The 13,603-nt window shown below is 28.8% G+C and carries 11 protein-coding genes; 8 read left to right on the forward strand and 3 right to left on the reverse strand.

Annotated features, from left to right (window positions below; genetic code table 11):
- Window positions 1–369 precede the first annotated feature (369 nt).
- Window positions 370–2,409 (forward strand): DNA topoisomerase (ATP-hydrolyzing) subunit B, encoded by a 2,040-nt coding sequence (gene gyrB, locus ACZ5SO_RS12800; protein WP_464625110.1) that lies wholly within the window; start codon window positions 370–372, stop codon window positions 2,407–2,409.
- A gap of 12 nt (window positions 2,410–2,421) precedes the next feature.
- Entirely contained in the window at window positions 2,422–4,965 is a 2,544-nt protein-coding gene (gyrA, locus tag ACZ5SO_RS12805) for a DNA topoisomerase (ATP-hydrolyzing) subunit A (protein WP_464625111.1), read from the forward strand.
- A gap of 466 nt (window positions 4,966–5,431) precedes the next feature.
- Here the strand turns inward: gyrA and ACZ5SO_RS12810 are convergent, their stop codons facing one another.
- Window positions 5,432–5,650 carry a NifU family protein gene (locus tag ACZ5SO_RS12810; RefSeq protein ID WP_464625113.1) on the reverse strand — a complete coding sequence of 73 codons (219 nt, stop codon included), beginning with the start codon at window positions 5,648–5,650 and terminating at the stop codon, window positions 5,432–5,434.
- Window positions 5,651–5,786: 136 nt separating this feature from the next.
- Here ACZ5SO_RS12810 and ACZ5SO_RS12815 point away from each other — a divergent pair, with 136 nt between their 5' ends.
- The 4 genes from ACZ5SO_RS12815 to radA all read left to right on the forward strand — a co-directional run bounded on the left by ACZ5SO_RS12815 (window position 5,787) and on the right by radA (window position 9,888).
- Window positions 5,787–6,548 (forward strand): ParA family protein, encoded by a 762-nt coding sequence (locus ACZ5SO_RS12815; protein ID WP_464625114.1) that lies wholly within the window; start codon window positions 5,787–5,789, stop codon window positions 6,546–6,548.
- Window positions 6,541–7,479 (forward strand): ParB/RepB/Spo0J family partition protein, encoded by a 939-nt coding sequence (locus ACZ5SO_RS12820; protein ID WP_464625115.1) that lies wholly within the window; start codon window positions 6,541–6,543, stop codon window positions 7,477–7,479. Before ACZ5SO_RS12815 ends, ACZ5SO_RS12820 begins: the two co-directional genes overlap by 8 nt.
- Window positions 7,480–7,492: 13 nt before the next feature.
- Window positions 7,493–8,431, forward strand: a complete 939-nt coding sequence (locus ACZ5SO_RS12825) for a peptidylprolyl isomerase (RefSeq protein WP_464625116.1) — start codon at window positions 7,493–7,495, stop codon at window positions 8,429–8,431.
- A gap of 113 nt (window positions 8,432–8,544) precedes the next feature.
- Window positions 8,545–9,888 carry a DNA repair protein RadA gene (gene radA, locus ACZ5SO_RS12830; RefSeq protein ID WP_464625117.1) on the forward strand — a complete coding sequence of 448 codons (1,344 nt, stop codon included), beginning with the start codon at window positions 8,545–8,547 and terminating at the stop codon, window positions 9,886–9,888.
- A 63-nt stretch (window positions 9,889–9,951) separates the two neighbouring features.
- Here radA and ACZ5SO_RS12835 read toward each other — a convergent pair whose 3' ends face one another.
- Window positions 9,952–11,145, reverse strand: a complete 1,194-nt coding sequence (locus tag ACZ5SO_RS12835) for a TraB/GumN family protein (protein ID WP_464625118.1) — start codon at window positions 11,143–11,145, stop codon at window positions 9,952–9,954.
- A gap of 113 nt (window positions 11,146–11,258) precedes the next feature.
- On the opposite strand from ACZ5SO_RS12835, the gene ACZ5SO_RS12840 reads away from it, so the two are divergent.
- Window positions 11,259–12,281, forward strand: coding sequence for a LysO family transporter (locus ACZ5SO_RS12840; protein ID WP_464625119.1), 1,023 nt, complete (start codon window positions 11,259–11,261; stop codon window positions 12,279–12,281).
- Here ACZ5SO_RS12840 and ACZ5SO_RS12845 read toward each other — a convergent pair.
- Window positions 12,270–12,740 (reverse strand): hypothetical protein, encoded by a 471-nt coding sequence (locus tag ACZ5SO_RS12845; protein ID WP_464625121.1) that lies wholly within the window; start codon window positions 12,738–12,740, stop codon window positions 12,270–12,272. The two genes, ACZ5SO_RS12840 and ACZ5SO_RS12845, sit on opposite strands and share 12 nt — an antisense overlap.
- A 35-nt stretch (window positions 12,741–12,775) precedes the next feature.
- On the opposite strand from ACZ5SO_RS12845, the gene ACZ5SO_RS12850 reads away from it, so the two are divergent.
- Entirely contained in the window at window positions 12,776–13,519 is a 744-nt protein-coding gene (locus tag ACZ5SO_RS12850; RefSeq protein WP_464625123.1) for a M48 family metallopeptidase, read from the forward strand.
- The last annotated feature ends 84 nt before the right edge of the window (window positions 13,520–13,603 follow it).

Consider the following 13,603-nt stretch of genomic DNA (forward strand, 5'->3'; position numbering starts at 1 on the left):
TTATATTAACCTTTCTTAATAATGGTTGCAAGCTTTATTTAGAAAAAACTTTTCTCTAAAGATTATAAGATTTATTTATTTTTTTAATATAAAAAAAGTTCATTTTGTTATAAAAAAAAAGATATATTTATTTTTTATAAAAGAATTTACTTCCTTTTATATATGGGTGAAATTACTTGTAACTTACTCTTGATTTTGTTATAATAAAAGAGTTAAAAGGTATTTTATTTTTATAATAAAATCTTCTTCTATTAATTATATTTAATAGTAAAAAGAATAAACCTAAAATATGTGCAATAATATTAATATATGTAATAGGAGTTTTCTCTTTTTTTTTATTAATTTTCTCCGCACAAATAAGGACTTAACATGATAGAAGATATGAAAAAGGATGAGTCTGTAGCATCAGCAGAAGATTTTATAGAAACTTCAGATACTAATAAAAGAAATGATTATGGTGCAGGTAATATCCAGGTTTTAAAAGGTTTGGAAGCTGTTAGAAAAAGACCTGGTATGTATATTGGTTCCACAGGTATTGAGGGGCTACATCATCTAGTATATGAAGTTATTGATAACAGTATTGATGAAGCAATGGCTGGCTATTGTGATACTATTAAGGTTACTCTTGATTTAGATAGCCAAGGTAGAGAAATTTGTATTGTTGAAGATAATGGTAGAGGTATTCCAGTTGAATTACACCCAACAGAAAAGAAAAGTACTTTAGAAGTTGTTTTAACTCAATTACACGCAGGTGGTAAGTTTGATAAAAACTCATATAAAGTTTCTGGTGGACTCCATGGTGTTGGTGTGTCTTGTGTAAATGCATTATCTGATTATTTAGAAGTTAATGTTTTTAGAGATTCTTTCTGTTATAAACAAGTTTACAAAAAAGGTGTTCCTCAACATGATGTAGTTAAAGTTGGTAGTACTGATAAAAATGGAACTATTATAACTTTTACTCCTGATTTTTCAATCATGGAAAGAAATAGCTTTAGTTATGAAACTTTAGCAACAAGATTTAGAGAATTAGCTTTTTTAAATAAAGGTATCAAAATCTCGATTTGTGATAAAAGAAATGAAGATGAAGTTAAAAATGAGGTTTTTCATGCTGAAGGTGGAATAGCTCAATTTGCTTCCTATTTAAATGAATATAAAAAAGTTCTTCATGAAACTCCAATTTCATTTGAAGGAGAGAAGGACAATATTAGAGTTGAAATTGCTCTTCAATATAATGATAAATATGATCAAAAAATTATTACCTTTGTTAATAATATTAATACCAAAGAAGGTGGAACTCACCTTACTGGTTTTAAGAGTGGTTTAGCTAGAACTATTAATAACCAATTACAAAAAAATACTAAATTATTAAAAAAGTTTAATGAAAAATTAGATTCTTCAGATATTGCAGAAGGTTTAACAGCTATTGTATCTGTAAAAATGCCAGAACCTCAATTTGAAGGTCAAACTAAAATGAAACTAGGTAACTCTGCTGTATCTGGTTTGGTACAATCTCTTGTTTATGAAAAACTAGGTAATTATTTTGATGAATTTCCTTCAGTAGCCGAAATTATTTTAATTAAAATAATTAGTGCTGCACAAGGAAGAATTGCTGCAAGAAAAGCAAGAGAACAAATAAGAAAGAAAAGTGATGGTGGTGGTTTACCTGGCAAATTAGCTGTTTGTTCAGAAAAAGATCCAGCAAAATGTGAAGTATATATAGTTGAGGGAGATTCAGCAGGTGGTTCAGCTAAACAAGGAAGAGATAGATCTTTCCAAGCAATTTTACCTTTATGGGGAAAAATGCTTAATGTTGAAAAAGCTCAAGAATATAAGGTAATAGGAAATGATAAACTTCAACCTATTATTCAAACTTTAGGGGCTGGTGTTACTCGCTATAATAATATAGAGAATGAAGAAGATGATGTTGAAAATGTAACTTTTGAAATTGATAAAGTTCGTTATCATAAAGTTATTATTATGGCAGATGCTGATGTTGATGGTTCTCATATTAGAACCTTATTATTAACCTTCTTCTTTAGATATATGAGACCTTTAATTGAGGCTGGATATGTTTATTTTGCTATGCCTCCTCTTTATAAAATTACAATAAATAAAAAAGTTTTCTATGCCTATGACGAAGAAGCTAGAGTTAAAATTCTTGAAGACAATAATATTACTGATAATTCAAAAGGTGTATCAATACAAAGATATAAAGGTCTTGGTGAAATGAACCCAGAACAACTTTGGGAAACTACAATGAACCCAGAAACAAGAATGATTAGTAGAATAAGGTTAGAAGATGCCGAAGAGGCTGATAGAGTTTTCTCTATGTTGATGGGTGAAGATGTTGCACCAAGAAGAGAATTTATTGATGCAAATGCTGAATATGTTTCTAATTTAGACGTTTAAAAGGATATCTGTATGGATGATGATCAAATAATTGAAAAAAACGAAAGAATAATAGATGTAGACGTTTCAAAAGAGATGAAAGAGTCTTATTTAAATTATGCTATGTCTGTTATTGTCTCTCGTGCTTTACCAGATGTAAGAGATGGTTTAAAACCTGTTCATAGACGTATTTTATATGATATGTATGATATGGGATTAAGAGCCAATAGTAGTTATAAAAAATGTGCTAGGATAGTTGGTGACGTTTTAGGTAAATATCACCCACATGGAGATAGTTCCGTTTATGAAGCTCTAGTTAGATTAGCTCAGGATTTCTCTTTAAGATATCCTGTTGTATCTCCGCAAGGAAACTTCGGTTCCATTGATGGAGATCCACCAGCAGCTATGAGATATACTGAATCAAAAATGAGTAAAATCGGTGAAGAAATGCTTACAGATATTAATAAAAATACTGTAGATTTCGGGCCAAACTATGATGATTCTATGACTGAGCCAACTGTACTTCCGGCAGCTTTTCCTTTTTTATTAGCTAATGGTTCAAGTGGTATTGCTGTTGGTATGGCAACAAATATGGCTCCTCATAATATTACTGAAATATGTTCAGCAATTGAGGCTGTAATTCAGGATCCAGATATAACAATCGATGAATTAATGAGAAACTATATCAAAGGACCTGATTTCCCAACAGGGGCAAATATATGTGGTCTAAATGGTATTAGAGATGCTTTTACTACAGGAAGAGGAAAAATTGTTATTAGAGCCTCTTATGAAATAGAAACTCCAGATAAAGGTAGAGATCAAATTGTTTTTTCTGAAATTCCGTATCAAGTAAATAAATCTGAATTAGTAAAGAAGATTGATAATTTAAGAAAAGATAATATAATTCCTGGTATTGCTGCAGTAAAAGATGAATCAGATAGAAATGGTATTCGTCTTGTTGTTGAATTAAAAACAGGGGCCCAAGCAATTGTAGTTTTAAATTTATTATTTGCTAAAACAGCTCTTCAAACAAATTTTAATGTAAATAACTTAGCCTTAGTTAATGGTAGACCAAAATTATTAAATCTTAAAGAAATGCTTGTTTATTACATTAAACATAGAGAAGATGTAGTAACAAGAAGAACAAAGTATGATTTAAAAAAAGCTCAAGAAAGAGCCCATATATTAAAAGGTCTTAAGATTGGTTTAGATAATATTGATGAAGTAATAAGTATTATTAAAAGCAGTGCAAATAATACTATAGCTTGTGATAGATTGATGGAAAATTTTGCTTTAGATGATATTCAAGCTCAAGCTATTATCGATATGAAACTTGGCCGTTTATCACAATTAGAAGCAAGTAAAATTTTAGAAGAGTTAGCAGAGCTTGAGAAAAAGATTAATTATTATACTTCCTTGTTAGCTGATGAGCAAAAAATTTTACAAGTTGTATCTGATGAAACTAAAGAATTAGCTTTAAGAGTTGGTGCAAAAGATAGAAGGTTAACTAAGATTCATCCTGAAGAAATTGGACAAAGTAATTTGGAAGATTTCATTAAAGAAGAAGATGTTGTTGTTTTAATTAGCAATAAAGGTTTTGCAAAACGAATTCCTGTTGAAGAATATAAAGCTCAAGGTAGAGCTGGAAAGGGTTCTAGAACAACAAAATTACAAGAAGCTGATTTTGTTGAACATATGTTTGTTGCTTCAACCCATGAATATGTTATGTATGTTACTGATGCCGGTAAGGCTTATTATACTAAAGTATTCCAAATTCCAGAGGCTTCAAAGAATGCTAAAGGATCTAGTATAAAGAATTTACTACAGTTAAATTCTGATGAAAAGATAACTACAATATTCAATTTCAAAGAATTTGATGAAAAGAAATACTTAATGGTTGCTACCAAATTTGGCGTTGTTAAGAGATGTAGATTAGATTTATTTAAAAATGCTAGAGCTAAAGGTGTTATTGCTATTATTTTAGATGAGGGTGATGAATTACTTCATTGCGAATTTGTTCAAGATGAAGATGATGTCATGTTAGTTACTAAGAATGGTTTAGCCCTTAGAATGAATGCTACCGATGTTAGAGCTATGGGTAGAGCAACGCACGGTGTACGTGGTATTAAATTAAGAGGCGATGATAATGTTGCCGGCTTATTAAAAGTTGATCCAGCTAAGAGAGTGTTAATGGTTACTGAAAAAGGTAAAGGTAAACAAGTTTCTTATGATCAATTTATGAATCACCATAGAGGTACCCAAGGTCAAAAGATCTTTAGAATTGGAGATAAGAGTAGTACTATTATTAATGCAGTATCTGTAAATGAAGAAAATGATATAGTTTGTGTAACAATGTTAGGTCAAACTATTAGAATTCATGTAAAAGATATTTCAACTCAAGGAAGGAATGCTAGCGGTGTTAGAGTTGTAACGCTAAAGAGCAAAGATGATAGTATTGTTGCTTTAGCTTCAACAAATTATGACGAAGAAGAAGCTGAAGGTAGTGAAATCGAATCAATAGATGTTGATGCTACCGATCAAGTTGTTACTGAGCAAGAAAATAATGATAAAGAATAACTTCGATATTATTAAGAAATAAAGAAAGGTAATAATATTACCAAAAAAAGTCACTCATTAATTACAATGGGTGATTTTTTTATACTTATAGTGATATTATAAAAAGTTTAATTTATTAAAATCTGTACTGTTATATAGAAGCGTGTTAGTCAAAATATAATTATAATTCCTTGTGTAATAAAGAATTATTTCTATATTATTTTTGATAGATTTTATATTTATAATTACTATATATTAAAAACGTAGAAGGCCTTAAAGTAAATTAAAGATTTGAAGTTATTTTTTAATAAAAAAATACCCAAATTTTGTTTTTTTACAAAAAATGGGTAAGTAAATAACAGAAGACTAAAGTATTTTAACTCTACTTTTGCATTTTGTACACTAAAACTTTAAATAAAAAAAATACACTACATAAATGCAATGTATTTTTTATTGAAATTTATAATTTGAAAATTAATGTTTCACGTTAAACATTTTCTACTACGATTTCTGAATCAACTTTGTCGCGTAAATATCTTTCAACACCACCTTTGAGTGTCATTTGAGACATTGGGCAACCTGCACAAGCACCTTGTAAAGAAACAAAAACTGTTTTTCCGTCTAATTTAATAAATTCTATATCTCCACCATCATTCTGTAATGAAGGGCGAATATCTTCAATAGCGGATTTTACTTTATCTTCCATTGTTATCTCCTATATTTAAATTAATATGTAGCAAGTATACTAAAAATTTTTTTAATCGTCTAGAAAATTCAATTACTTTACTAGTATTTTAATTTTAATTACTGACAATATTAGATATATACCTTATATTTATACTATGAGTGCTAAAAAAATAATTTTTTTAAATCAAAAAGGTGGGGTAGGTAAAACTACTAGTGTAGTTAATGTTGGAGCAGCTTTAGCCATGTTAGGTAAAAAAGTTCTCTTAATTGACTTTGACTCTCAAGGAAATCTTTCTAGTTCTCTTTCTGCTGATAATAGTGCTCCTGGAACTTATGAGATCCTTACTAAGCAAGTATCTGTAGTTGAAGCTTGTCAAAAAACTAATTTCAATAATTTAGATATAATTACTGCTAATATTGATTTAGCAGGTTTAAATATCGAACTTGTAGATTTTGAAGATAGAAACTTTTTTGTCAAAGAAACTTTTTCTAAATTAGATAATATGTATGATTATATAATTGGAGATTGTCCACCTTCCCTAGGTTTAGTTACAATTAATACTTTAGCATGGGCAAAACATGTAATTATTCCAATGCAATGTGAATATTTAGCAATGGAAGGACTGAATTCTTTAATGAGAACTATAATAAGTATAAAAAGAAATTTAAATCCAGATTTAGAAGTCTTGGGTATTCTTTTTACTATGTTTAGTAAAAGAACAAAGCTAGCTAATGATGTTGTTGAAGATGTCTCTGAATATTTTCCAACTTTGACATTTAAAACTAAGATCCCACGAAATGTTAGGCTCTCTGAAGCACCATCGCATGGCCTACCCATTTTCGCTTATGATAAAAGCTGTTCTGGCTCGAAAGCATATTATAAGTTTGCTCAGGAGGTAATAGAACGTGTTGAATAACAAGAAAAAAGGTTTAGGAAAAGGCATGGGCTCTTTAATTGATGGCTATTCTATTGAAGGAATTTTTTCAAATAAAGTAGATAGCACAACAAAAACAACCCATGAATCTAATTTGATTCTTCATGTCTCAATTAAACAAATAAAAATAAATAAAGATCAACCAAGAAAATATTTTAACGAAAACGCTTTAAAAGAATTGGCTCAATCAATAAAGGAGCAAGGAATATTACAACCTATCCTTGTTGAAGAAGTAGATAATAATATGTTTTCAATCATTGCAGGTGAACGTAGGTTTAGAGCTGCAAAATTAGCAGGTTTAGAAAGAATTCCTGTTATTGTTAAAAAATTTACTCACGAAAGTCGACTCGAAATAGCATTAATAGAAAATATACAAAGAGAAGATTTAAATCCAATTGAAGAAGCTTCTGCATATTCTTTCCTTATTCAAGAAACTGGTATAACACAAGAAGAACTTGCAACAAAAATTGGGAAAAGCCGTTCTGCTATTAGTAATAGTATGAGATTATTACAACTTCCAAAGGTCATGCAAGACGGTCTTATTAATGGTGAATATAGTCCAGGACATGCTCGAGCTTTGTTATCATTAGTTAATCCTGCAGATAGGATTTTATTAATGGAAAAATTAACTAAGGATAATGTGTCTGTTAGAGAAGCAGAAAAAATAGCTAAAGAATTAAATAAAGGCCATAGAGATGTTCTCTCTGATAAAAAAACTAAAAAAGAAAAAGTAAATCCTATAGATTCAGAAATTGTTGAAATACAAGATAAATTTATTCAAGCAGTTGGAAATAAAGTAGAAATTAAAGGTGATTTGAATAAAGGTAAAATTGTGTTATCTTATAATAATGAAAAAGAATTAGAAAATTTATTTCAAAAGTTATCTAATGGTAGAGATTTGTTTGAAATATAAGGAGTAAATTAAAATGAGTAAAAACTTAACTGATGGATTATATGCGATTATCAATACAGATAAAGGTGATATAATATTGAATCTAGAATTTGAAAAAACACCTATGACCGTAATGAATTTTGTAGGTTTAGCTGAAGGAATTTTTAATGATGGAGAGCCTTTTTACGACGGTTTAAATTTCCATAGAGTTATTGATAATTTCATGATCCAAGGTGGTTGCCCTTTAGGAACAGGCACTGGTGGTCCTGGTTATAAATTCCCAGATGAATTCGATTCTACTTTGAGACATAATAGTCCTGGAATTTTATCAATGGCAAATGCTGGACCTGGTACAAACGGATCTCAATTTTTTATAACACATGTAGAGACTCCATGGCTTGATGATAAACATACAGTATTCGGAAACGTAGTTGAAGGAATGGATGTTGTAAATTCCATCAAACAAGATGATAGAATTAATTCAATTTCTATAGAAAGAGTTGGTGAAGCTGCTAAAGCTTTTGATGTTTCACGTGAAAAGTTTGATGATTTAGTAAAAAATTCTCAAAAGCTAAAATTAGAGAAATTAAAGAAACAACGTGCTACAGTTTTAAAATCAATTAAAAAAGCTTATCCTAAAGCAATTGAAACTGATTCAGGTCTTCTTTACGTTATCAATAAAGAAGGGAACAATGGAGAAAGTCCAAAAATGGGTGATTCTGTAACTGTTCATTATGAAGGAAAATTATTAGATGGAAAAGTTTTTGATTCTTCAAAAGCTAGAGGTGTTCCAGCAACTTTCCAAATTGGAACTGTTATTGAAGGCTGGAATGAAGCTCTTCAAACAATGACAAAAGGTGAAAATAGAACTTTAATTATTCCACCAGAATTAGGTTATGGTGAAGCCGGATACCCAGGAGTAATTCCTCCTAATGCATATTTAATTTTCAATGTTGAGTTAATTAAATTTTAAATTTTAAAAAATAAATATTATAGCATCTCAGCTTACTAAAAGTTGGGATGTTTTTTTTAAAGCAAAAAAACAATTTATGATATAATATTTATTATAAATATTAGGATAGTCTTATGAGAAATAAAAATATTAGATATGTTTGTAGTGAATGTGGTAAGGTTGAATCAAAATGGATGGGTCGTTGTACATCTTGTGGAAGTTGGAATTCGTTTGAAGAACAAGCTATTGAAGAAAAAGAAAAAGTTGGAAAAAGGGTAAATATTTCTAAAACTAATAAACCCTTAGTGCTCGATGAAATAGAAATAGAAGATGAAATGAGATTCCATACAGGGTTCAATGAATTTGACCGCGTACTTGGTGGTGGGATAATGAAAGGTTCTGCTATTTTATTAGGAGGAGAACCTGGTATAGGTAAATCTACTTTAATGCTTCAAACTGTGGCAAATTGTTCTACCTCTTATAAAGTTTTATATGTAAGTGGAGAAGAATCATCTTCTCAAATCAAACAGAGAGCTAATAGATTAAAATTAAATTCTTCTAAAATCTATATATATAATGATACAAAAGTTGAAAATTTATTAACAGTAATAGATGAGTTAAAACCACAGATTATAGTAATTGATTCTTTGCAAACTTTATCTTCTTCTCAAATTACTTCTATGGCTGGATCATCAACACAAATGCGAAGTTGTGCTATGGAATTAATTGGTGAAGCAAAAAAGAGCGGAGCTTCTTTATTTTTTATAGGACATGTAACAAAGGATGGTACTATTGCGGGTCCAAAAATTGTTGAACATCTTGTTGATACCGTTTTATATTTTGATCAAACAACGAATGGAGTTCGTATAGTTCGGGCAGTAAAGAATAGATTTGGTTCAGTAGATGAATTAGGAATTTTTACAATGGGGGAGAAGGGACTTTCTGTTGTTGCTAATCCTTCTGGTCTATTTTTAAATAAAAGAGCAAAAGGCCATTTGCCTCCTGGAATTGCTTTTACTTCGGTAATTGAAGGATCTAGAACATTTATAGTAGAAATACAAGCTTTAACCATTCCTGCAAAAAGTGGATATTCGAGAATTTATAGTGATCGTATAGATGTTTCACGTGTAACAAGAGTTGCTGCTATTTTAGAAAGACATGCAAATCTTCGTTTTAGTGATTGTGATATATATGTGAATGTTGGTGGAGGAATTAAATTAAAAGAAGTATCAATCGAATTGGCTTTAGCTATTGCATTAACTTCTTCTTTGAAAGGTGAAGTTTTTAGAGAAAGTTGTATAGCCTTTGGTGAATTAAGTTTAGCCGGAGAAGTTAGACCTGTTAATTTTAGTAGTAAACGAATTAAGGCTGCTATAGATATGGGATTTGAAGAAGTTGTTAGTCCTCATACTACTTCATCTACAAAAATAAAAAGTTATAAATGCCATCATATAACTGAAGTATTAAGCATAGTATAAAAAAAAACTTCTTATTAGATATATCTAGTAAGAAGTTTTATATAATAAGTTTGTTATATTATTTTAAGCTAATATATTTAATAGGACAGGAAATCCTATAAAAGTTCCTATAGCAGAACCTATCGAACAAATGAAAAACACATACAAGCCATGGAGTGCTCTATTTTTGTACCAACCTTTTAGAGAAAGTGCATCATCGCTCATTTTATCAAAATCTTTTACACTAGGTTTTCTGAGCTTTAGTTCCAAAAGACCTGAAACAATCCCAACACCAATTGTTGGGTTTAAACTTGTAAATGGGGCAGCTAGCATACTAATAATTATATTTAGTGGATGTGCTAAAGCTACAATTCCTCCAATTCCAGTAAAAATAGCATTAACTATAACCCAATAACTAAATAAGGTAATACCTTTATCCCAACCAGAGTGTGCAAAGCCATATACTATAATTCCAATAATGACAATTGGAATAAGATAGGTTAAAGATTTGGCAACTTTACTTGGTTTAGGGACAGAAGAAATTTTTGTGATATCTTTTGATAATTTTTCTTCATCTAGAGCTTTTAAATTATTTAAAATTCCTTGGGTATGCCCAGCACCAATGACACCAAGTTTTCTCTCCCCTTTTGCAGTATACATACTAGTGGCTAAATATAAATCTCTTTCATCAATTAAGACTTCTTTAATCGTTGGTAATTCTTTAGCCATTTCATTGAGCATAGTTTCAAGAACATCTGCTTTTTTAAGTTCAGCAAGTTCTTCTTCAGATATTTCTTCTTTACTAAAAGCAGCTGAAATTAAAGTAGCTAGTAATTTCATTTTATTCCAAAAATTAGATTTTCTCCAAGCCCTTTTAAATGTTGTTTGAATTTCTCTATCACAAAAAGAAAAGGGTATTTTTTTCTCTTCAGCTAATTTAGCTGCCTTTAGGATTTCTTCTCCTGGTTTAATACCAGTACTATTTCCCATTCTTTTTTGAAAGGACGCTAAAGCCATATTAGCAAGAAGTAAAAAACCTTTTCCTTCTTTTAAAACTTTAGTAATTGTTTTGTTTGACCAAGTTTGACTATCTTTTTTATTACTATATCTAGTCTTATCTAATTCAATACAAATCCTATCAGGTTTATATTCTTCAATATATGAATTAACCTCATTTACACTTTCTTTAGAAATGTGGGCTGTTCCAATTAATAGTAGTTCACTATTATCTTTAAATTTAATTAAATGGACGGTATCACTTTTTTTTTCAATGTTCATGAATAAAAATATACTCTTCAATATGGAATACGTAAAGTGATTTTATATATTATGTTATAGAAATGTTTTAGTTTTTATTGATTTAACTAAGTATTTCTACTATGGTTTCTTTTATGGAAACAATTATGTATTTATCAAAATTAATTTTTGCCCTAGTTCTAGGATTCTTTGTAGGAAAAAAATTACCTGAAAAAGCTTTAAAAAAAGTAAATTTTCTTTCAGGTATCATATTATATTTATTATTATTTTTTATGGGGATAAATACAGGATCAATTGATAATATTTTGTCGCAATTAAATACTATTGGTATACAAGCTTTGATGGTAACAACTTTTTCAGTTTTGGGGACAATTATTATAGCTACAATAGCTTCCTTTTTAATAGATTTTAAAAAATCAAGAATAGTAAATGAAGACGGTACTATTAAAAATACTGACAGTAATATAACTAGTAGTGATATTAATTCTTTATACAATGCTCAACTAAGTGATGAAGCAAAAATTCAAGTTAAAAAACATTGGTTTATACGTATTATATACATTGTAAAAGAACCTTTAATATTAATAATGACAGTTATTTTAGGAATGTTATTGAGATTATTTACTCCCTTTTTTAATTGGTATACCTCTTCAATAATCACGTATTTATTATATTGTTTATTATTTTGTTCAGGTATGGGAATAATAAATTCTAAAATAAAAGTAACAGAAATTTTCTCTTCTCCTATTTTATTATTACTACCTTTATGGACTATAATTGGAACATATTTAGGCTCTCTCTTCTTACCTTTTTTTACGAATTTCACAATTAAAGAAAGTTTAGGCCTTTCTTCAGGTTTTGGTTGGTATAGCTTATCTGGGATTATGATTACGGATTTGGGTTACCCGCTTCTAGGCTCTATATCTTTTTTAAGTAATATTTTTAGAGAAAGTTTTTCTTTCTTTTTAATTCCTTTTCTAGCAAAATTTGGCAGACGTTTTTATTATCCTTCTGTTTGTATCGGAGGGGCCACAACTATGGATGTAACCCTTCCAATTTTAACTACGCAGTTTGGACCATCTTTTATGATACCAACGATGTATCATGGGATAGTAATGACACTACTTGTTCCTTTTCTAATCCCATTATTTTTCTAATGTTAAAATAATTTGAGCTATTATAGTTATGGCATTTTCTTTTAATAATCTTAAATAAAAATTACCACTGTTTTTTACATTATTAGAACAAGTAATTTGCATCAATGTAGAAAATAAATTTTCTTGAGTTGGGAGAAAAGGAAGTTGTATGAATTTATATTTTCCTGGTGGAATTTCCATATCGTGTTCAACTAAAGGAATTTCTTCTCCCTTATTTACAGCTTCTACAACTTCTTTACTTGGTTGATCTGCAAAACCAAATTCTGTAATTTCAAAGGATATTTTATCTTCACAAAAATATTTAATATTTATACAAGCTTCAGATGCTGTTTTACTTTTATCAAGTTTTTTTATTAATAATAGATAAGCGGTTTCTATATCTTGTGCTAAGGAGTTTGATTCTTTATTATAAACAATAGGTTGAAAAAGGTTTAAATTAATACTATTAAAATCATTCATGAAAATTATTATAAAGAGAAAAAAAACAATCGTCTATGTTAGATACAGAAAAACAAAACAATTATAAAATAATTAAATCAAATAAGTATAAAGGAATCACTATTTCTATTAAAAGAGATCAAAGAATTGTTGTAAGTGCACCTAAAAATGTTTCCACTCAAAAAATAGAAGAATTTGTTTGCAAGAATAAGAAATGGATAGAGGATAATATTGATAAGTTAGAAAATAATCCTAGTACTAGAAAACATACTTTTACAGATGGAGATCTTTTTTTATTAGATGGAAAACTATACAAATTAAAATTAATTAATGTTAAGGATTCTTCTTTTAAAAACATTAATAAAATTGTATCTAATATCATTTTAAATGATGAGAAAAAGGAGATACAACTTTATATAAATAACAATTCAAAAGATCAGATAGAATTAGCAATTGTTCAATATTATAAAAGTAGAACTAGAGATATTATATTGAGAAAATTTGAAGAAAATATTGCATTTAAAGACTTTAAACCTTTAATTCAAAATATAAAAATACAAAAATCGAATACGAGATGGGGTTCATGTTCAGCAAAAGACAATATCAATTTTTCTTTTAGATTAGCGATGCTTCCTTCTTCTTGTATTGATTATGTTATTTTCCATGAGTTAGTGCATATTTTGGAAAAAAATCATAGTAAGAATTTCTACTCAAAATTAGAGAAAGTATGTCCAAATTATAGAGAATTAGAACATCAAATTAAAAATATTGAAAGAAGATTTAATGTTTCATTAGCTTAGGCTAACAGTTTGATATAAAAAATTAAAATTCATCATTTTAGTTCTTGTTTAAATATTTTAACTATGTTTTAATTGAAAAGAACG

It is taken from the genome of Pleomorphochaeta naphthae (assembly GCF_055396005.1).